The organism is Massilia oculi (assembly GCF_017582745.1).
GTDB classification, from domain to species: domain Bacteria; phylum Pseudomonadota; class Gammaproteobacteria; order Burkholderiales; family Burkholderiaceae_D; genus Telluria; species Telluria oculi_A.
Genome location: NZ_JAFVIM010000017.1, coordinates 115953 through 136483 on the forward strand (window position 1 = coordinate 115953; position 20531 = coordinate 136483).

The window sequence follows — 20531 nt, forward strand, 5'->3', positions numbered from 1 at the left end:
GTTTCGTCCTTGTCGGATGCACCGGTCATGGCGGCCTAGGCGCCGAAATGTTGCGCATAAAACCGCGTCATGCGCTCGATCGCCAGATCCACATATTCCGGCTTGTAATACATATCATAATGGCCGGCGCCATCGATGACCAAGAGGTCCTTGTCGCCCGTCGGGGCCATGCCGAACAGCGCTTTTCCCGCATCATGCTGGCCGGTGCTGCCGCGCTTGCCGCCGACGATGACCAGCAGCGGCTGGGTGAGCAGCTTGGGCACGAGGTGGAAGGCGTCGAATGCCAGCAGCGGGCCGTAACTCGCGAACAGCAGGCGGTTGGTCGAGCGCGGGTGGCGGTAGGGCGATTCCCGATAGAAGGTGACGGCTTCCAGCACTTCGGGGTCGTTGATGCCCGCTTCGCGCGCCTGGGCCAGGCTGTCGGGAATCCAGGGGTCCCGGCGCGGCGCAGCGCCGCGCGCCTGGGCGGTGCGTTCCTTGCCGACTTCTTCCAGCGTCGCACGCACGTCGGGCAGCATCCGGCGAAACGCCGCGCCGATGTCGGTGGCGACCACCGTCGCGAGCGCCCTGAAACGGTGTTCGGTTTGCGCGGCGCTCACCGCATAGCCGCCACCGGCGCAGATGCCGAGCAGGCCGATGCGCGCATCGTCGACGAACGGCTGCGTCACCAGGAAATCGACGGCGCAGCGCAAATCCTCGACGCGCACCGACGGGTCTTCCAGATCGCGCGGCTCGCCGCCGCTCTCGCCCTGGTAGGAAGGGTCGAAGGCCAGCGCCACGAAGCCGCGCGCGGCGAGCCGCTCGGCATAGACGGCGCCGATCTGCTCCTTCACGCTGCTGCCGGGCGTGGCCAGCACGACTGCGGGGTAGGTCCTGGATTCATCGAATCCTTCGGGAACGTGTAAATTGCCCACGACGTCGATGCGTCGATTCTTGAACGATATGCGCTTCCACATGCTGTGCCTTCACGGTCGTTTCCAGCATCCATTGGATCAGTTGCGCGGGCAAACCGCCAGGCCCGCATGCCCGAAAAACATGCCTGTTCCTGCAGGCGGCGCAGCGGCAGCGCTCAGAACGTCGCGTGCAGGCTCACTTCCACACTGCGCTCGGCGCCCATCCAGCAGTTGTCGGCATCGAAGCAGGCGCCGACGTAGCGCTTGTCGCCCAGGTTGCTGGCAGTGAGGCCGACACGCCAGGTTTTATCCAGCCGGAACATGGCGGCGGCGTCGAACACGGTATACGAAGGCACGATGCCCGTGTTGAGCGCATCCATCTGGCTCTCCCCCACGTAGCGCACGCCAGCGCTCAGGTCCAATCGGTCGAGCGGCTTGTAGTTGACCCACAGCGACGCCTGCTTCTCGGCGACCCAGACCGGGGTCTTGCCGATCAGCGCCCTGTCGTTGTCGTTCTTGGTCACCTGCATGTCCAGATGGGTCAGGCCCAGCGTAAAGTCGAGGCGGTCGGTGATGGCCTGGTTCCATGAGACTTCGACGCCTTTCGAGCGCACTTCGCCGTTTTGCGTGTACTTGCCGAAGTCCGGCGTGTTGACCACCACGTTGCGCTTCTTGATGTCGAAGTAAGCCGCGGTGAGCTGGGTGGCGCCGTCCTGCGAGCGGTATTTCAGGCCGCCCTCGAACTGCTTGGCGGTGGTCGGCTTGAAGGCCTCGCCGGTCTCGGTGTCGACGCCCGAGGTCGGTTCGAACGAGGTCGAATAGTTCAGGTAGGGCGCCAGGCCGTTGCCGAGCTGGTAGATCGCGGCCACGCGGCCGCTGGTGCGGTATTGGCGGATCTCGGTAACGCCGGCCGACGGGAAGCCGTTGTAGCTGGTGCGCGCGTCATCTTCGCTGCGGTAGCGGTCGCGCCGCACGCCGGCCAGCAGGGTCAGGGCGCCTACCTTCGCTTCGTCCTGCAGGTACAGGCCCAGCTGCGACTGGCGGATCGCGTGGTTCTCGGTATAGAAGCCGAACGGCAGTGCGGCAGGATCGAACAGGTGGTGGTCAGGCGCCCCGAGGTCGATCGATGGCGTCGCCGTGCCGAGGGTGTCGCCATAGCCCACGCCGGTGCGCAGGCGCTGGTAATCGAGGCCGGCCAGCACGCGGTGCCGGAACGGGCCGGTGTCGAAACGCAGCGCGAACTGGTTGTCGACCACCCAGCCATGCATCTCTTCGTCGGTGAAATACGCGGAGCGTGCCAGCGTACGGTTGTCCGGCGCCAGTCCATTGTTATAGGTATTGCGCTGGAAACCGTTGGCCTTGGTATAGCGGAAGTTCTGCAGGAAGCTCGCGGTCTCGTTGAAGGCGTGTTCGAACTTCCAGCCGGCGAGCGTGGTTTCGCGCTGCATGCCGGACCAGCCGGCGTCGCCGGCAAAGGCGTCGGCATCCAGGCGGCCATAAGGCGCGTCGTGCAGCGTACCGACGGCAGGCAGCGGCGTCGATGGAATCAGGGCTGGATCGTCCTGGTAGTACAGGTTGACGTTCAGGCGGGTCGAGGGGCCGATGCGCCAGGTGACGGATGGCGCGACCAGGCGGCGCTCTTCCTCGGTGGTCGCCTGTTGGCCATCGCGCTCGCGCACCAGGGCAACCAGGCGGTAGTCCACGTCCTTCGACAGCGCTCCGGTGGCGTCCAGCGCCAGCTCGCGCAGGGCATTGGTGCCGACGCGGGCGCGCACAGTGGTCTCCTGCTTCGAGCGCGGCTGCTTGGCGGTCTGGTTGACCATGCCGCCCGGCGGCGCCGAGCCATACAGCACCGATACCGGGCCCTTGAGCACTTCGATGCTCTCGGTGGCGAAGGCATCGACCTGGGGCACCAGGTTCCACAGGCCGTCGTACTGCAGCGGCAGGCCGTCGTAGTAGTTGCGGTAGCTCTCGAAGCCGCGGATCGTGTACTGGTCGAAGATGGTGACGGTGGCGCGGCTTTCCGGCGTCACGCCCGGCACGTAGCGCAGCGCCTCGTTGACGCTGTCGGCCTGGCGTGCGCCGAGCAGCTCGTTGTCGTAGACCTCGTAGCTCATCGGCGCCTCGAGCGGCTTGAGGTCGGACTTGGTGCCGGTGGTGCGGTAGCCGGTGGCGGTGACGACCACCTGGGCGGTGTCGCCGCCGGCCGGGGTGGCGGTGTCCTGCGCGGCGACGGAGGAGGCGGCGAGTGTGGACAGGACGAGCAGGCCCGACAGGCTGCGGCGGGGAGTGGCCGGAGTAGGCATGGCATGTGCATTCAATGATAATGAGAACCATTATCATTTCGACCTGCCTACCTGTCAATATGCCTGGTGGGCGTACCTCAGCGCTTGCCGGACACCGGCCTGACCTTCGACGCCGCCTCGAGCGCACGCTGGCGCGCCGTCTCGACGTCGTCGGCGGTCGCCAGCGCCACGCCCATGCGGCGGCGCGCGAACGATTCTGGCTTGCCGAACAGGCGCAGGTCGGCGCCCGGCACGCGCAGCGCCTCGGCCACGCCCTCGAAGGCGATGCCGGCTTCGTCCAGCTGGCCATAGATCACGGCGGAAGCGCCGGGTGCGCGCAACGCCGGGTTCACCGGCAGGCCGAGGATGGCTTTCGCGTGCAGTTCGAATTCGCTCTGCACCTGGCTCGTCATGGTGACCATGCCGGTATCGTGCGGACGCGGGCTCACTTCCGAGAACCACACCATATCGCCCTTGACGAACAGCTCGACGCCGAACACGCCCAGCCCGCCCAGGTTGGCCGTGACCTTGGCGGCGATGTCGCGCGCCCGCTCGAGCGCCAGCGGCTGCATCGGGTGCGGCTGCCATGATTCGACGTAGTCGCCCTGCACCTGCTTGTGTCCGATCGCCTCGCAGAAGCTCGTTTCGATCTTGCCGTCGGCGCCCAGCGACCGTACCGTCAGCAGGGTGATCTCGTAGTCGAAATCGATGAAGCCTTCGGCTATCACGCGGCCGGCGTCGACCCGTCCGCCCGCGGCGGCATAGGCCCAGGCATCCGCCACGGCGGCGGCGGAATCGAGCTTCGACTGGCCCTTGCCCGACGACGACATGACGGGCTTGACCACGCAGGGGAAACCGACCGCTTCACAGGCTTCCTGCAACTCGGCCAGGCTGCTGGCGAAACGATAGGGCGAGGTTGCCAGGCCCAGCTCCTCGGCCGCCAGGCGGCGGATGCCTTCGCGGTTCATGGTCAACTGGGCCGCGCGCGCGGTCGGGATGCAGGTGATGCGCCCCGCGGCTTCGAGTTCGGCCAGCTTGTCGGTGGCGATCGCCTCGATCTCGGGCACCACCAGGTCGGGGCGCTCCCGGTCGATCAGGGCCTCCAGTGCGGCGCCGTCGGTCATGTCGATCACGTGCGCGCGGTGCGCCACCTGGTGGCCGGGCGCATTCGGGTAGCGGTCGACGGCGATCACTTCCACGCCCAGGCGCTGCAGGGCGATGATCACTTCCTTGCCCAGCTCGCCGGAGCCGAGCAGCATGACTTTGGTTGCGGAAGGGGAGAGCGGAGTGCCGAGGGTGCGGGAAGTGGTCATTGTCTGTCAGTGATGGAGTGGCTGGCGCGGGCGCCGGAGAAGCTGAAACTATAGCAAACCGGATATGCCTTGCGCTGGCGGCGAGTTCGTTTCACAAGATGCACTGGTCAAACTGCAAACGCCCGGCTATAATATTGCCTCAATTCCCTGATAGCTCAGTCGGTAGAGCGACGGACTGTTAATCCGCAGGTCCCTGGTTCGAGTCCAGGTCGGGGAGCCAGAACAAGAGAAGGGCCGCATGCGAATGCGGCCCTTTTTGCTTTTGCACTGCCCCTCACACGGCCGCGCGCTGAGCCCCGTGCCGTTGAAGCAATTCGTAGATGGCCATCCCCGCCATCATCGCCAGGAAGAACAGCAGCGGCTTGACGCCGCCGACCAGGATCGACGCCACCGCCGGCCCGGGACAATACCCCGCCAGCCCCCAGCCAGCGCCAAACACAAGGCTGCCCGCCAGCAGCCGGCGGTCGATCCGCGTTGCGGTCGGCAGCTGCAGCGGCTCTCCCAGCAAGGAGCGCCGCCGGCGCTGTGCGAGCGCATAGGCCGGCATCGCCGCCACCAGCGCGCCGAGCATCAGGACGCCGAGCGACGGATCCGGACTCCGGTCAGGTCGAGAAAGGCCGGCACTTTGGTCGGATTGGTCATCCGTTCTTTCAAACTTACGCAAAGCTATCCGAAGCTAACTTTCCTGTTGAATTCCTGCGACCACGGTGTGAGTTGACCCACTCGATGTCCATCGCGCGCCCCCAATCCACCTTGGGCCGCAGATGCATTCAAAAGTTGTCGTCAGCCTATCGCTCAGCGGCTCTTCTTCTTGTTGGACGTGTAAGTACGGGTGTAGAACTCGGGCGGCTTTTTCGCCACCCAGGCGATGAAGGCGGCGATGTCTTCGTGGCCCTGCAGCGCCTCCCAGGTATGGTAGGTCTGCAGCAGTTCGCGCTCGGTGAATGCCGAGTGGATCTTGCGGTGGCAGATCTTGTGGATCGGGAACTGTTCTTTGCCCTTGAACGTCTTCGGGATCAGATGGTGGCGGTCGATATTGGCCGTCCCCAGGATGCGTCCACACAGCGGGCAGCAGTTGTCGGGCACGTAATACTCCTGGTTGTGTTCGGTTCTTGAATACGATATGGTGGGCATGCGATACCGGTACAAGCCGTGACCCGATAATTTCACAATAGCAAATGACAAGCTCGGCCCTTGTAAAATGGGTTTGGTGTAGAATTAACCCTTGGTATTCTCTTGCAATACGTTCCACTCCAGCCTGAAAGAGACGCAGTTGCATGATCGAAGACGACTCCACCCGCTGTTCCGTGCTGTTGATCGACGATGAATCGTTCGCCCAAGACATCATTGCCCACGGCCTCAAGGGTTGTGTCGGTCATCAGCTGATGTATGAATCCAGCCCGGAACGCGCCGTCGAAGTAGCGCGCGAGATCGACGCGACCGTGGTGCTGGTCGACCTGCGCATGCCCGGCGGCCTCGACGGCTTCGCCGTCATCGCCCGACTGAAGGCCCATCCCGACACCCAGGACATCCCGGTCATCCTGCTCTCGTCCGAGGACGATCCCGACATCAAGGCCAAGGCCTTCGCGGTCGGCGCCAGCGACTACATGGTCAAGTGGCCCGATCCGCGCGAGCTGGTGGCGCGCGTGCGTCACCACAGCGGCGCCTGCATCGCGCGGCGCGAGCGCGACGAGGCGTTCGCTTCGCTGCGCCGCAGCCAGGAACAGCTGGCCGCCAGCCAGTCGGCGCTGCAGCAGGCGCAGAAGATGGAAGCGATCGGCCAGCTCACCGGCGGCGTCGCCCACGATTTCAACAATGTGCTGCAGATCATCGGCGGCAACCTGCAACTGCTCAAGCTGGTCGGCAACCTGAACGACGCCGCGCGCGCGCGGGTCGAGATGGCGTTGTCGGGCGTCGAGCGCGGCGCCAAGCTGGCTGCCCACCTGCTCGCCTTCGCACGCCGCCAGCCGCTGCAATCGGTGGTGATCGATCCGGGCCACCTGCTGCGCGAGATGGACGATATGGCGCGCCGCGTGCTCGGCGCCAGCACCCTGGTGCGCACCGAGATCGCGCATGGCCTGGGCAGCACCATGATCGACCCGAACCAGCTCAATAACGTGTTGCTGAACCTGGTCATCAATGCGCGCGACGCCATGCCCGATGGCGGCACGCTCACTATCCGCGGCGCCAACATCGACCATGGCGACGAAGTGCCGCCCGAAGTGCCGCACAACGATTATGTGATGCTCGAAATCGCCGATACCGGCAAGGGCATGCCACCCGACGTGCTGCGGCGTGCCTTCGAACCTTTCTTCACCACCAAGCCGACCGGCCAGGGCACGGGCCTGGGTCTGTCGATGGCCTATGGTTTCGTGAAGCAGTCAGGCGGCGAGATCGTGCTGCACAGCGAGCAGGGCAAGGGCAGCAGCGTGCGCATCTACCTGCCGCGCAGCCGTTCGGCGCCGGTGGCGAGCGACGAGCCTTCGTCGCAGCTGCCGCTGGCCGGCGGCCTGGAGACCATCCTCGTGGTCGAGGACGAAGCCGACGTGCGCTCCTCGACCTGCGGCATCCTGTCCGTGCTGGGCTATGAGGTGCTGGAGGCCGGCAGCGCGGCCGAGGCGGCGGAGATCATCGAAGGCGGCCGTCATATCGACCTGGTGTTCACCGACGTGATCATGCCGGGGCCGGTCAGCAGCCTGCAATTGGGCGAGATCGTGCGCCGCCATCTGCCGGAATGCCAGGTGCTGTACACCTCGGGCTATGCCGAGGGCGTGCTGGCGCATGAAGGCAAACTCGATTCGTCGGTTCACCTGCTGCAGAAACCCTACCACCCGGACGCGCTCAGCGCGCGCATCCGTCACCTGCTGCGGCGCGCCAAGCGCGCCGCCAGCCGGCCGTCAGCGCCGACTCACTTCGGCTTGATGTAGCGGCGCGAGCCTGGCGGCGGTTCGTTCAGCACCGCCCAGAAGATGCCGAGGTCGCCGATCGCGCGCACGAACTCGTTGAAATCCACCGGCTTGACCACGTAGGCATTGACGCCGAGCTGGTAGCTGCGCACCACGTCCTGTTCTTCCTTGGACGAGGTCAGCATCACCACCGGGATCGACTTGAGTCCCTCGGTGGTCCGGATTTCCTTGAGCACTTCGAGTCCGTCGACCTTGGGCAGCTTGAGGTCGAGCAGGATCACGGCCGGGCTGCCGAGCTGGCGGTCGGCGAACTCGCCGCGGCGGTGCAGGTAGTCGAGCGCTTCTGCGCCATCGCGCACCACCACGACTTCGTTGGCCAGCTGGCTCTTCGACAGTGCAATGAGGGTCAGCTCCAGGTCGTGGGGATTGTCTTCCACCAGGAGAATGGGCTTGAGCATGTGGATCGCCTTAGTTGGATGAGTGTTGTTTTGGAAGGCTGAAGGAGAACGTTGCCCCTTCGCCGAGTGTCGAGTTGGCCCACACGCGGCCGTTATGGCGCTCGACGATGCGCCGCACATTGGCCAGGCCGATACCGGTGCCCTGGAAGTCTTCCATGCGGTGCAGGCGCTGGAACACGCCGAACAGCTTGTGCACGTAGTCCATATTGAAACCGGCGCCGTTGTCGGCCACGTGGAACACGTAGGCGTCGCCGGCGTCCTCGTGCCAGACGCGGATCACGGCCTGCTCGCGCGCGCCGGTGAATTTCACCGCGTTCGACAGCAGGTTGAGCATCGCCAGGTGCAGGAAGCTCGGGTCGGCGCACACGGTCGGCAGGCGGTCGATGTGCCAGTCGACCTTGCGCTGGCCGATTTCCAGGTCGAGCTTGTCGATGCAGCCCGAAACCAGCTCGGTCATGTCGACCTGGGTCGGACGCAGGGCCGCGCGGCCCATCTGCGAGAAGGACAGCAGGTCGTCGACCAGCTTGCCCGCCAGGCGCGCCGACTGCTTGATGTTCTTCAGGAAGCGCTCGCGCATGGCGCTGTCCTCGCTGCCGGCCGATTCGATCAGCAGGTCCGAGAAGCCGACGATGTGGCGCAGCGGCGCGCGCAAGTCGTGCGACACCGAATACGAGAACGCCTCGAGCTCCTTGTTGGCGCGCCCCAGTTCCTCGGCCAGCTCGGCCATCTGCTCGGCGCGCTCGAGCGCGATGCCCAGCAGCGCGCTGCGGAATTCGATCGCCAGCTCGATCTCGGCGGCGTGCCAGGGCAGGCCATGGCCGTGGATGGTCTCGCGCCATGCGGCAAAGCTCTGGCGCGGCGACAGCTGGGTAGGAGCGCCCGCCGGCGCCTGTTTTTCATACGGATTGCCGGCCCATTCGACGGTATGCACCAGCTCCGGCCGGAACCACAGCAGGTAGTGCTGGTGGATGCGCGAGATCGGCAGCGCCAGCAGGCCGCTGGCATTGCGCGTCAGCGCCGCGCCGGGCGCGTACACGCCGGCCAGGTGGTTCGTGTGGAACAGCTCGGTGTGGCCGTGCACGGCGAGCCAGGTCGAGAGCGCGCGGATCGCCTTCTCGTCCGGGGTGTCGCCGTAGGTCAGGATGCGGTCGTCGACCACCACCGCCACGCCGCCGGCGCGCGCGAAGCGCAGCAGCTCGGGGAATACGGCGCTCAGGTTGTCGAGGAAGTCGGCGCCCTTGGTCAGGTGGCCCAGCATCTCGACCATGATGCGGCGCACGTCGAGGCGGAACTGCAGCTCGGCGCCGTCCTCGCGCGTCTCGATGCACAGCGCCAGGAGCTGGCCCAGCTGCTCGCAGGCGGTGCGCTTCTCGACCGGGACTGCGCATGGTTCGGCGTTGTGGCAGGAGATCAGGCCCCACAGCTTGCCCCTGACGATCAGCGATACCGACATCGAGGCCAGGGTGCCCATATTGCGCATGTACTGCAGGTGCACCGGCGAGACGCTGCGCAGGGCGGCGAAGGACAGGTCGTTGCGCCCGCCGGTGACCGGGTTGGCGCCGGGGACCAGCGGCGCCGGCTCGTAGTTCGCGTCCTGGATCAGGCGGATCGGCGACAGCGTGTACAGCTCGCGCGCCTGGGCCGGGATGTCGCTGGCCGGGAACGACTGGCCCATATAGGAATCGTAATCGGCCGCCTTCGACTCGGCCACGACGCGGCCGTGGCCGCTGGGGTCGAACTGGTAGACCATCACGCGGCCGTAGCCGGTCACCGAGCGCACGTGGCGCGCCGCCAGGTCGGTCAGGGCGGGGATCGACGCGTGCTCGTTGACCCGGGCCAGGAAATCGCTGATCAGCGGATACAGGTGGCGGAAGTCGGCCGGCTGGGCCCGCCCCACCGATTCGAACTCGGCGATGATCAAGCCGTCCCAGGCATGGCCCAGCACGTCGAAGTGGCGGCCGGTAGGCAGGGTGACGGTGCCGAGGTAGACCGGGCGCTGGCCCAGTGTGCCGGCGCCCAGTTCCAGCGCCAGGCGTTTGCCGGCTTGCGCGCCGATGGCGTCGGCCAGCGGCCGGCCGAGGGCGGCCTGCGCGTCGATGCCCGCCCAGTGGGCGAGGTTGGCGCTGGCTTGCAGCACCTCGAGCGCGGGCGACAGCGTCAGCATGAAACCATGCGGCTGGATGCTGCCGGGCGTGCGGATCGGTTCCTTGTCGCAGCCGGTAAGGTCGAGGTGGTGGTCGGGGAGTGCCTGGGTCATAATGCCGTGAGGTAACGAGCGGGACAAACAGGCCTCCATTGTAGCGTGAAAGCTTGACGCGATTAATATACTGCTTGTCACTTACTGCTGTTTACTGGGCTTTGTGTCATCGCTGGTGTTACGTCGCGATACTGGTTAATGTTGCAGATGCACATACAGTTGCGTGGCATATTGCGGTAAACCAGATGTATGATAGGCCACTTTATCGGCCCAGGCAGGAAGTCGTACCGCGCTCATGGACACCTCTTTACCCGTCAAGCAGCCGCTGACCGACGAGCAGCGCTTTCAATACCTGATCGCCGGCATCAGCGATTACGCGATCTACATGCTCGATCCGCAGGGCTACGTCAACAGCTGGAATGCCGGCGCGCAGCGCTTCAAGGGCTATCTCGAGCAAGAGATCCTGCAGCAGCATTTTTCCCGTTTCTATAGCCCGGAAGACCGCGCCACCGGCCTGCCGGCGCAGGCGCTGGCCGAAGCGCTCGCGCACGGCCGCTACGAATCCGAAGGCTGGCGCGTGCGCAAGGACGGCGGCCGCTTCTGGGCCCACGTGGTGATCGATCCGATCCGCGACGACCGCGGCGAGCTGATCGGCTATGCGAAGATCACGCGCGACGTCACCGAGAAGAAGCAGGCCGAGGACCTGCTCCGCGAGAGCGAGCAGCGCTTCCGCCTGCTGGTGCAGGGGGTGACCGACTACGCGATCTACATGCTCACGCCCGAGGGCGTGGTGTCGAACTGGAACCTCGGCGCCCAACGCATCAAGGGCTACAGCCAGGACGACATCGTCGGCCACCATTTCTCGCTGTTCTATACCGACGAGGACCGCCTGCGCGGCCTGCCGGCGCGCGCACTGACGGCGGCCGGCGACGTCGGCCGCTACGAGGCCGAGGGCTGGCGCGTGCGCAAGGACGGCACCCGCTTCTGGGCCAACGTCGTGATCGACGCCATCCGCGGCGACGATGGGCGCCTGCTCGGCTATGCCAAGATCACGCGCGACCTGACCGAGAAGAAGGCGGCGGCCGAGGCGCTCGATAAAGCCCAGGCGGCGCTGTTCCAGGCCCAGAAGATGGAATCGATCGGCCAGCTCACCGGCGGCATCGCGCACGACTTCAACAACCTGCTGTCGGTGATCTCGAGCGGCCTCGAGATCCTGAGCATGCAGCGCAGTCCGGGCGGCGACGCCAAGACGCTCGACAGCATGCGGCGCGCGATCGACCGCGGCGCCACGCTCACCCAGCAGCTGCTGGCCTTCGCGCGCCAGCAGCCGCTGGAACCGGAGACGCGCAACGTCAACCGCATCATCAGCGGCTTCGAATCGGTGCTGCGGCGCGCCGCCAACTCGTCGATCGACTTCGTGCTCAAGCTCGACCCCAGGGCGCCGAACGCCGTGATCGACGCCGCGCGGCTCGAGTCGGCGGTGCTGAACCTGGTGGTCAATGCGCGCGATGCCATGCCGGGCGGCGGGCGCATCGTGGTCGAGACGGCGGGCGTGACGCTGGCCGAGGGCGAGCACGCGGCGCTGGCGGCCGGCCCCTGGCTGCGCCTCTCCGTGAGCGACACCGGCACCGGCATGGCGCCCGAGACCATCGCGCGCGCCTTCGAACCCTTCTTCACCACCAAGGAAGTCGGCAAGGGCACGGGCCTGGGGCTGTCGCAGGTGTACGGCTTCATCAAGCAGTCGGGCGGCGAGGTGACCATCGAGAGCACGGTGGGCGAGGGCACCAGTATCGCCATCTGGCTGCCGGCCGTGACCTCGCACGCGCACGACCTGGCGCAGATCGAGACCGAGACCGTGCTGATCGTCGAGGACGAGCCCGACCTGCTGGACGTCGCGTCCTCGCTGTTCCTGAGCATGGGCTACGACGTGATGACCGCCGCCAGCGGCAACGACGCCCTGAACCTGCTGGCCAGCCGCGACGTCGACATCCTGTTCACCGACGTGGTGATGCCGAACGGGATGAACGGCATCGAGCTGGCGGCCTACACGCGCAACAACTACCCGAACGTGAAGGTGATGCTGGCCTCGGGCTATCCGCAGCCGGCGTTGAGGCTCGACCGCAAGCGGCTGGGGGAGTTCGCCTTCGTCAGCAAGCCGTACCGGTTGTCGGACCTGGCCAGGAGCCTGCGCAGCGCCCACTAGGCGCCCAGCGAAGAACTTGTATTGAAATGAGAATAATTCTCATTTAATATGGGGCCATGGCGCGCGGTGCGCCTCGGTTTTTCAGGGGGATGCCGATGCTGGGCGAACGGGACGTCGATCGACTGCTATGCGAGCATGGGGCGCTGTTGCGGGCCCACGCCCAACTCCAGGCGCGCTGCACGGTGTTGTTGCGCGAGGAGACGGAGCGCGTCCGCCGCCTCGATGCCGAGCTGATGCGAACGCGCGCGGCGGCGATCCGCGGCCTCAGCGCGCTGGCCTGGGAACGCGAAGACCGCGCCGCGCTCGAAGCAGCGGCGCCGGGCCTGCAGCGGCGCGCCGCCATGGGCCGCCAGGTCGAGGCCTTGCAGGCGCGCGTGCATGAGCTGACGCGCCAACTGCATGTGCGCGAACTGGCCGACCATGCCGCGCGCGCCGGCGACGCCTTGCCGCATGCGCTGGAAGCCAGCCTGGAGGCTGCCGACCTGGTGATCTGCCAGACCGGCTGCCTGAGCCATGGCGACTACTGGCGCGTGCAGGACCACTGCAAGCGTAGCGGCAAGGTGTGCATGCTGGTCGACCAGCCCGACCGCATGCACATCGTGCGCATCGAGAGTCTCTCCTGAGGCCTCGCCGACGGCGTCACAACGCAAAGATGATGTCGCTGACCTGCTCATAGAGTTTATCGGCCGACGGTCCCTGGTTGGGCCAGTTCAGGATGTCGAAGTGGTCGTAGCCCTTGTAGTTGCCGAGGAAATTCCAGGCGCCGCGCACAGGTGTACCGTCGTAGTCGCGCGCCGGGTGGCCATTGGGTGAGCGCATGCTGATTGTGTTGACCACGCCGTCGTTCGAGAACCAGTCGCTGTCGATGCGCACCCGGTTGGGCAGGTCGAGGGTATAGCTGCCCATGCCGCGTTGCGCCACCGAGGGCACGATCCACTCGCCGGCGAACGACTTGAAATAGGGGATCATGTCGGCGCGCGCATACTGGAACAGCGTGGTCTGGACCGGGGCGACCACGCGGTCGGTGCCGTTGCAGCACCAGGCGCCGCCTTCGGTGGCCACCGTGCCGACCGAAAAATAATAGATGTGCGGCGAGGTGCGCGCCCACAGATTGAATTCGCGCGCGCCGTCCGGCGCCAGTTCCCAGCCCGCCACCCGGTGCCCGAGCACGTCGCGCAGCGGCAGGCGGATGCCCGGCAGGATGTTGAACACCGCATCGGTCAGGGTGGTGCCGTTGTGCGGCGCCGAGATCGTGGTCACGCTGCGGATCCAGCCGACCTTGCCGCCCTTGAACAGTTCGCCGTCGCCTTCGTCCTGGGGCGAGCCATGTTCGAGCAGCTCGACCAGCGCCCGGATCGTCGTGCCGCCCTGGCTGTGCCCGATCATATGGATCGGGTGGTCCTGGTCCCAGGCCGGATACAGGGCCAGCGGATAGTCTTGCGGGTTGTTGCGCGGATCGGCGGCCCAGCATTTGCCGGGCGGCTTTTGTACCTGGCCGGGCAAGCCGTGGTCGCGCACATGGGCCTTGCCATAGTCGACGCAGCCGCCCTTGATCTGGGCATACAGGTCGGCCGCGCGGTCCCAGTTGGACGAGATGGGGCCGACCGCCGCGGCGAATACGGCGCGCGGGCCGCGGTAGATCTGCATCTGCGAGGCGATGTCGCCGTAGCCGCCCCAGTAGTTGAAGCCGCTATGCTGGAATTCCTCGGGCCCGAAGCCGAGGAAGCCGTGGACGAGGATGACGGGATAGTTATTCGCCGCGTTGCAGGCGGGAGCAGCGAACATGCCCAGCGCAACCAGCAGGGCGGCGCAGGCGCGATAGAACCGAACCATCTGGCTTCTCCGATAAATGCGTCAAGCACATTGTGGGAGGTAGGACGACGGTCGGGTTTGCGCTGCATCGACCCGCGGCGATGAAATAAAACTTCACGCAAGGAAACGTGCGCATGCCGCTTGACAACGCCGTGTCACATTCTCTGCGTTTATTACTTTTACGATCAGCGCGCCGTGGTGCTGCCGACCGAGGTAGTCGTCTCCGAGACCGCCGTCGCCGGCGTGGCGCCCGGCACCGGCGTGGTCGAGGCGGTGGCCGCGGCCTTCTCGGCCTGCTCCAGGCGGCCGTCGGTCCACACCACGTAGTCGTCGACCGAGTACAGGCGGCACGGGTCCTTGCTCTTGGCCGAGCAGGTGGCCAGCGCGCGGCCTTCCGGGTCTTCGCCTTCCTCGGCCCAGGTCCAGCCGCCGCTCGGCGACACGGCGAAGGCGCGCGGCGTCATCTTGGTCAGGTATTCGCGGTAGGCGCGGCGGCCGTGCTCGGACAGGAAGGGCACGGCGTCGACGTCGTCGACGCCGGCGAAATCGGTGCGCGGCTGGCTCGGCGGGGCCGCGACGTCGACCACGACCGCGGTCGGCATGCCGATCTCATTCAAGAAGCGTTCCGTATCTTCCAGCCACACCTTTTCGCCGTCGCGGCTGGCCAGCATGCCGTGGGCATCGCGCTTGAACGAGGGGAACTCGACCAGGCGGCCGCGGCCGCCGGCCTGGACGTAGGACGCATGCATGCGTCCGGCCAGTTCCGGGCCGAACAGCGAGTCGTTCTGGCCATACATCCACAGGCTCGGCAGCTTGGACTTGGCGCCATATTCGGCGAAGGCCGACACCAGTTGCGAGCGCCAGGCGCAGCGGTCGCTGTCGTCGCGCAGGCCGCCGGCGAAATTGATCAGGCCGCGTACGCCCGGCAGGTCTTCGGTGCCGAGGGCGATCGTGGCCAGGCCGCCATACGACTGGCCGGCCACCACCATGCGCTCGCCATCGACCCAGGGCTGCCGGCGCGCATAGTCGAGGGTCGAGCGGATGTCTTCGGCCTGCGTATAGCCATTGGCCGTCATGTCGCAGCCATGGTCGCGGTAGCGGCCGCCCGACTGCGAGAATCCCTGGCGCATCGGCACCATCACCGCATAGCCGCGCTTCACGAAGGCGCTGGCCATGTGATAGAAGCGGTCGCGCGGTTGCAGGCCGGGACGGCCGGGATCCTTGCCGTGGTTGATGACGATCAGGGGAAACGGTCCCGTACCGTTCGGCTGGAACACGGTGGTCTCGAGGGTCACGCTGCCGTCGCCGGCCGGGACCTGGACGACGTGCTCGTTCATGCGATAGTCGAGTTGGGCGAACGCGCCTTGGGAGGCGGAACCCGGCAGTTCCTGGAGGTGGGCCATGGCAGGCAGCATGGCCAGCACGGCGATCGAAGCGGAAATCAGGTGACGGAAAGGCTGGAATCTCGGCATGGATGACTCTGGACTCGATGGTGCACATTTACTGCCGTACGGAACAATTTCCGCATGGAATAACCGAGTCTAGGTCGAGAGAATCTCTAGAGCAATATCGGGTTGACAGCATCCGACACTAAATTTTCGTGTGTGGTAAAAATGGCCATTCAGCAAAGTGCGATTCAGAAGAGTATGATCTCGAAAATTAATAACCAGCAGGTCATTTAATCGATGAGCAAGTACGCGCCCCGGGAATGGGCCCCCGACGAAAAGCCGATGCTGCCCGGCTCGCCGTCGACGCCCGCCCATCCGACGCGCATACGCATCGCTTACCTGGTGGTAGGCATCCTGGTCACCATTACGGGCGGCCTGGGCAACGCGCTGGTGTCGGTCAACCTCCTGCACCTGCAGGGCGTCATGGGCGCCACCCAGACCGAGGTTGCCTGGCTGCCGGCCGCCTATGTGATGGCGAATGCCTCGATGAACCTGCTGCTGGTGAAATTCCGGCAACAGTTCGGGCTGCGCCTGTTCACCGAATTCTTCCTGGTGCTGTACGCGCTGGTGACCTTCGCCCACCTGCTGGTGGGCGGCCTCGGCTCCGCCATCGCCGTGCGCGCCGCCCACGGCATGCTGGCCGCCGCGCTGTCGACCCTGGGCCTGTACTACACGCTGCAGGCGTTCAAGAAGGTCTGGCGCCTGAAAGGCATCACGATCGCGCTCGGCGTGGCGCAGCTATCGCTGCCACTGGCCTATATCTTTTCCAGCGACCTGCTGCAGCTCGCCGAATGGAATGGGCTGTACCTGTTCGAGCTGGGCCTGACGCTGGTGTCGCTGGGCGCGGTGCTGTTGCTCAAATTGCCGCCCGGCGACCGGTTCCAGGCCTTCCGTCCGGCCGACTTCCTCACCTTTTCCCTGTTCGCGCCGGGCATCGCGCTGCTGTGCGCGGCGCTGACCTTCGGGCGCATCCTGTGGTGGCAGGAAACGCCATGGATCGGCGTCGCACTGGCGGCCTCCATCGTGCTCCTGGCCTCCGCCATCTGTGTCGAGCACAACCGCGCCAATCCGCTGCTGAACATTCGTTGGCTGACCACCGGCAAAATCCTGCACGTGGCGCTGACCTTGATGCTGGTGCGCATCGTGCTGTCCGAGCAGAGCGTGGGCGCGGTCGGTTTCCTGCGCGCGGTGGGTCTCGATAACGACCAGATGCAGGCGTTGTTCGCCTGCGTGCTGGCGGCCACCGTGGCCGGGATCGCAGTGTCGGCGCTGAGCCTGAACATCGAGCACCTGACCTGGCCGCGGGTGGTGGCGCTGCTGTGCATGGCGCTGGGCGCCTGGCTCGATGCGCACGCCAGCAACCAGACGCGCGCCGAGCAGATGTACCTGAGCCAGAGCCTGCTTGCCTTCGGCGGCACGCTGTTCATCGGGCCGTCGCTGGTCTCGCTGATCTTCACCGTGGTCGGCAATCCTGCCGCACTGATCAGCTTCTCGGTGCTGTTCGGCCTGACCCAGAACCTGGGCGGGCTGCTCGGCTCGGCGCTGGTCGGCACCTTCCAGACGTGGCGCGAGAAATTTCACTCGTCGAATATCGTCGAGCAGCTCAGCTCGCTCGATCCGCTGGTGGCCAGCCGCATCCAGTCCGGCGCCGCCGCAGCCGGCCGCCTGCTGGCCGACCCCGCCGCCGCCACGCGCCAGAGCCTGCAGTCCTTGTCGAGTACCGCGACGCGCGAAGCCAACATCCTCGCCTACAACGACGTGTTCCTGGTGCTGGCCATCCTTGCCGCCGCAAGCGCAGCCTGGATTTTCCTGCATGCCGTGTGGCTGCATTACTTCCCGGCGGTGACAGCCGTGCCGACCCCTGCGCCCACGCCGGGAACCCCACCACCACCCGACCCTGTGACCGACTGATATGCCAGAACCAACGACCGTACCTAATCGTTCCCGCCGCATCCTGCTGAGCGCACTCGCGTTCGGCGCCATCGCCCTCGCCGGCGTGTTGATCGTGCTGTATGCCTGGAACCTGCCGCCGTTTCGCAGCGCCCTGCAGAGCACCGAGAATGCGCTGGTGCGCGGACAGGTGACGATCATCAGCCCGCAATTGAGTGGCTACGTGGTCGAGGTCCGGGTGCAGGATTTCCAGCAGGTCAAGAAGGGCGAACTCCTGATGCGCATCGACGAGCGCATTCCCACCCAGCGCCTGGCGCAGGCGCGCGCCGAACTGGCCAACCGCCAGGCGGCCCTTGCCAATTTCGCCCAGAGCCAGTCAAGCGCGCGCGCCACCATCGCCCAGAACCAGGCGCTGCTGGCGTCGAACGAGGCGCAGGCACGGCGCGCCCAGGCCGACCTGCGCCGCGTGGAAGAGCTGGCGGCCGACGGCTCGCTGTCGGCGCGCGAACTCGACGCCGCGCGCGCGACGCAGGCTCAGGCCGCTGCCAGCCGCGACCAGTCGCGCGCCGCGATCGAGATCGCACGCCAGAACCTGCGCTCGGTCGACGTCAACCGCGCCGCGCTCGAGGCGGCGGTGGCCAATGCCGAAGCGACCGTCAAGCTGGCCGAGATCGACATGGCCAACACCCATATCACCGCCCCGCGCGACGGCCAGCTGGGGCAGGTGACGGTGCGCCAGGGCGCCTATGTGAACGCGGGTGCGCAGCTGACGGCGCTGGTGCCCGACACGATGTGGGTGATCGCCAATATGAAGGAAACGCAGATGGCCAACGTGGCCGTCGGCCAGCCGGTGACCTTCAGCGTCGACGCCCTGGGCAATGCGCGGCTGCGCGGCCACGTCGAACGCATCTCGCCGGCGACCGGCTCGGAGTTTTCGGTGATCGCGCCGGATAACGCCACCGGCAATTTCGTCAAGATCGCCCAACGGATTCCGGTGCGGATCAGCATCGATCCGAACCAGCCGCTGGCCGCGCGCCTGCGGCCGGGCATGTCGGTGGTGACCACGATCGATACGGCGCAAGTCGGAGCCGCGCGGTGAGCCGGCGTGTGTTCGTCCTGGCGGCGCTGCCGCTGCTGCTGTCGGCCTGCGCGATGGCGCCGCAGCCGGCGCCGGAACCTTCCCTGACCGTTCCTCCGGCCTGGCGCACGGCCAGCGCCGGCGACGGTGCCGCCATCGACCGCGACTGGTGGCGCGCCTTCGGCGATCCGGCGCTCGACTCACTGGTGCGGCGTGCGCTCGACAATAACGGCGACCTCAAGATCGCGCGCTCGCGTTTGCAGGAATACCAGGCGCGCATCCGCGTGGCCGACAGCGCGCGGCTGCCGGCATTGAACCTGTCGCTGGGGCCGACGCGCTCGCGCACCATCGGCGCGCTCGGCGAGCCGGTCGAGACCACCTCGGTGGTCGGCGCGGTGCAGGCCAGTTATGAACTCGACCTGTTCGGCCGTATTGCCGGCAGCGTGGAGGCGGCGCGCTTCGAATCGCTGTCGCAGGAAGCGGCATTGGAAGCCGCGGCGCTGGCGGTGGCGGCGAATACGGCGTCCGGTTACCTGAACCTGCTCGGGCTGGACGCCCAGCTGGCGCTGGCCAGGGCGACGCTCGAATCGCGCGAGCGCTCATTCGAACTCGCGCGCCACCAGTTCGAGGTCGGCTACAGCTCGCGCCTGGAGATGTCGCAGGCCGAGGCCGAGCTGCACTCGACCGCCGCCACCGTGCCCCAGCTGCAGCGCCAGATCGCGCTGCAGGAACAGGCGCTGAACCTGCTGCTCGGCGCCAGCCCCGGCCCGCTGGCGCGTGGCGTCGAACTCAAGGCGTTGCGCGAACCGCGGCCGGCGCCGGGGCTGCCGTCCGAACTGCTGCGCCGGCGTCCCGACATCGCCCAGGCCGAGCGCCTGGTGGCCGCCAGCGACGCCAGCCTGGCGGTGGCGCGCGATGCGCTGCTGCCGTCGATCCGCCTGACGGCCTCGCTGGGCGCGCAGGGGCGCAGCCTGTCGCAGCTGCTGCGCGATCCGACCGAGTTGTGGAGCATCGGCGGCAGCGTGCTGGCGCCGCTGTTCGACGCGGGCCGGCTGCGTACCCAGGCCGAGATCGCGGGCACGGTGCGTGACCGCGCCGTCTACACCTATGAATCGGTGGTGCGCACGGCGTTCGCCGAGACGGACAATGCGCTGGCCTCGATCGACGGCTTGCAACGGCAACTGGTCGAAGCCGAGGCGCGGCGGCGGGCGGCGGGCGAGGTGTTGCGGGTGGCGGCCAACCGCTATCGCAATGGCTATGCTTCGTATCTGGAGGAGCTCGACGCGCAGCGCACGGCCTTCAATGCCGACCTGAACGCGCTGCAGTTGCGCGCCGGCCTGCTGGCGGCGCACGTCGACCTGTACCGCGCGCTGGGCGGCGGATGGACGCCGGCGCCGTGATGGAGCCCAGGCGTGCAGTCTGCCCGACCTGTTTGCGCGCCCAGTCGGCCTGCATCTGCCGCTGGATCGCGCCGGTCGCGCCCCAGGCCGCGCTGCTGGTCCTGCTGCATCCGCTCGAAGTCGGCAATGCCAAGAACAGCGGGAGATTGCTGCACCTGAGCGTGGCCGGCAGTGAGCTGGCGGTCGGTGAGGCGTTCGATGCGGAGGTGCTGGACGGCCTGCTGCATGCCGATGGACGCACGCCGGTGCTGCTGTATCCGCAGACGCCGGACGACCGGAATGTGCCACCGCCGCCGGCGCTTCCTTCGTTGCCAGCGTCCTCGCTGCGCCTGGTCGTGCTCGACGCCACCTGGCGCAAGAGCCGCAAGATGCTGTACCAGAATCCGGCGCTCCAGAAATTGCCGCGGCTGGCGTTGAGCGACGTGGCGCCGTCCAACTACCGCATCCGCAAGGCGCATGCGCCGCATCAGCTGTCGAGCCTGGAAGCGGCGGCGCAGGCGCTGGGCCAGCTCGAAGGCGATGGCGGGCGGTACGGGGCGCTGCTGGATTCCTTCGATGGGTTCGTTTCGCAACAGGCATCGTACGTGCGCGCTTGAATTCGGCACCGGGGCGGCGTAGTATACTGTATAAATATACAGTGTCGGAGCG

The 20531-nt window shown here is 66.7% G+C and carries 16 protein-coding genes and 1 tRNA gene; 8 read left to right on the forward strand and 9 right to left on the reverse strand.

Features of this window, described 5'->3' with window-relative positions:
* Nucleotides 1-35: 35 nt before the first annotated feature.
* The 3 genes from J3U95_RS19040 to purT all read right to left on the reverse strand — a co-directional run bounded on the left by J3U95_RS19040 (nt 36) and on the right by purT (nt 4491).
* Nucleotides 36-956, reverse strand: coding sequence for an alpha/beta hydrolase (locus J3U95_RS19040; RefSeq protein WP_208280229.1), 921 nt, complete (start codon nt 954-956; stop codon nt 36-38).
* Nucleotides 957-1069: 113 nt separating this feature from the next.
* Complete coding sequence (locus J3U95_RS19045) at nt 1070-3199, reverse strand: TonB-dependent siderophore receptor (RefSeq protein WP_208280230.1); 2130 nt, start codon at nt 3197-3199, stop codon at nt 1070-1072.
* A 77-nt stretch (nt 3200-3276) separates the two neighbouring features.
* The gene (gene purT, locus J3U95_RS19050; RefSeq protein ID WP_208280231.1) at nt 3277-4491 is read right to left on the reverse strand and encodes a formate-dependent phosphoribosylglycinamide formyltransferase; all 1215 of its coding nucleotides are present in this window, start codon (nt 4489-4491) and stop codon (nt 3277-3279) included.
* Between the two features lie 144 nt (nt 4492-4635).
* Between purT and J3U95_RS19055 the strand changes: the two genes are divergently transcribed.
* Nucleotides 4636-4711 (forward strand) — tRNA-Asn (locus J3U95_RS19055).
* Between the two features lie 54 nt (nt 4712-4765).
* Here the strand turns inward: J3U95_RS19055 and J3U95_RS19060 are convergent.
* Together J3U95_RS19060 and J3U95_RS19065 are read right to left on the reverse strand one after the other, a co-directional pair.
* The gene (locus J3U95_RS19060; RefSeq protein WP_208280232.1) at nt 4766-5062 is read right to left on the reverse strand and encodes a DUF6691 family protein; all 297 of its coding nucleotides are present in this window, start codon (nt 5060-5062) and stop codon (nt 4766-4768) included.
* Nucleotides 5063-5286: 224 nt separating this feature from the next.
* Entirely contained in the window at nt 5287-5577 is a 291-nt protein-coding gene (locus J3U95_RS19065) for a hypothetical protein (RefSeq protein ID WP_208280233.1), read from the reverse strand.
* Nucleotides 5578-5768: 191 nt separating this feature from the next.
* Here J3U95_RS19065 and J3U95_RS19070 point away from each other — a divergent pair, with 191 nt between their 5' ends.
* The gene (locus J3U95_RS19070) at nt 5769-7418 is read left to right on the forward strand and encodes a response regulator (RefSeq protein ID WP_208280234.1); all 1650 of its coding nucleotides are present in this window, start codon (nt 5769-5771) and stop codon (nt 7416-7418) included.
* On the opposite strand, the gene J3U95_RS19075 is transcribed toward J3U95_RS19070, so the two are convergent.
* The gene (locus J3U95_RS19075; protein WP_208280235.1) at nt 7400-7855 is read right to left on the reverse strand and encodes a response regulator; all 456 of its coding nucleotides are present in this window, start codon (nt 7853-7855) and stop codon (nt 7400-7402) included. The genes J3U95_RS19070 and J3U95_RS19075 overlap by 19 nt on opposite strands.
* Before the next feature lie 10 nt (nt 7856-7865).
* The gene (locus J3U95_RS19080; RefSeq protein WP_208280236.1) at nt 7866-10112 is read right to left on the reverse strand and encodes an ATP-binding protein; all 2247 of its coding nucleotides are present in this window, start codon (nt 10110-10112) and stop codon (nt 7866-7868) included.
* A gap of 235 nt (nt 10113-10347) precedes the next feature.
* Between J3U95_RS19080 and J3U95_RS19085 the strand changes: the two genes are divergently transcribed.
* Nucleotides 10348-12255, forward strand: coding sequence for a hybrid sensor histidine kinase/response regulator (locus tag J3U95_RS19085; protein WP_208280237.1), 1908 nt, complete (start codon nt 10348-10350; stop codon nt 12253-12255).
* Nucleotides 12256-12350: 95 nt separating this feature from the next.
* Nucleotides 12351-12878 carry a DUF2325 domain-containing protein gene (locus J3U95_RS19090; RefSeq protein ID WP_208280238.1) on the forward strand — a complete coding sequence of 176 codons (528 nt, stop codon included), beginning with the start codon at nt 12351-12353 and terminating at the stop codon, nt 12876-12878.
* A 16-nt stretch (nt 12879-12894) separates the two neighbouring features.
* On the opposite strand, the gene J3U95_RS19095 is transcribed toward J3U95_RS19090, so the two are convergent.
* Nucleotides 12895-14088 (reverse strand): esterase/lipase family protein, encoded by a 1194-nt coding sequence (locus J3U95_RS19095; RefSeq protein ID WP_208280239.1) that lies wholly within the window; start codon nt 14086-14088, stop codon nt 12895-12897.
* A 164-nt stretch (nt 14089-14252) separates the two neighbouring features.
* A complete protein-coding gene (locus tag J3U95_RS19100; protein WP_229519942.1) occupies nt 14253-15539 on the reverse strand; it encodes a dienelactone hydrolase family protein in 1287 nt (428 codons plus the stop codon).
* 213 nt (nt 15540-15752) lie between these two features.
* On the opposite strand from J3U95_RS19100, the gene J3U95_RS19105 reads away from it, so the two are divergent.
* Genes J3U95_RS19105 through J3U95_RS19120 form a run of 4 tightly spaced genes read left to right on the forward strand, consistent with a single transcriptional unit; the run spans nt 15753 to nt 20479 of the window.
* The gene (locus J3U95_RS19105) at nt 15753-17426 is read left to right on the forward strand and encodes an efflux MFS transporter permease (protein ID WP_208280240.1); all 1674 of its coding nucleotides are present in this window, start codon (nt 15753-15755) and stop codon (nt 17424-17426) included.
* A gap of 1 nt (nt 17427) precedes the next feature.
* Complete coding sequence (locus J3U95_RS19110) at nt 17428-18504, forward strand: HlyD family secretion protein (protein WP_208280241.1); 1077 nt, start codon at nt 17428-17430, stop codon at nt 18502-18504.
* Nucleotides 18501-19883, forward strand: a complete 1383-nt coding sequence (locus J3U95_RS19115) for an efflux transporter outer membrane subunit (protein WP_208280242.1) — start codon at nt 18501-18503, stop codon at nt 19881-19883. The genes J3U95_RS19110 and J3U95_RS19115 overlap by 4 nt, the downstream gene beginning before the upstream one ends.
* On the forward strand, nt 19883-20479 hold the full coding sequence (locus tag J3U95_RS19120) for a tRNA-uridine aminocarboxypropyltransferase (protein WP_229519943.1): 597 nt from the start codon (nt 19883-19885) through the stop codon (nt 20477-20479). The genes J3U95_RS19115 and J3U95_RS19120 overlap by 1 nt, the downstream gene beginning before the upstream one ends.
* Nucleotides 20480-20531: the final 52 nt, after the last annotated feature.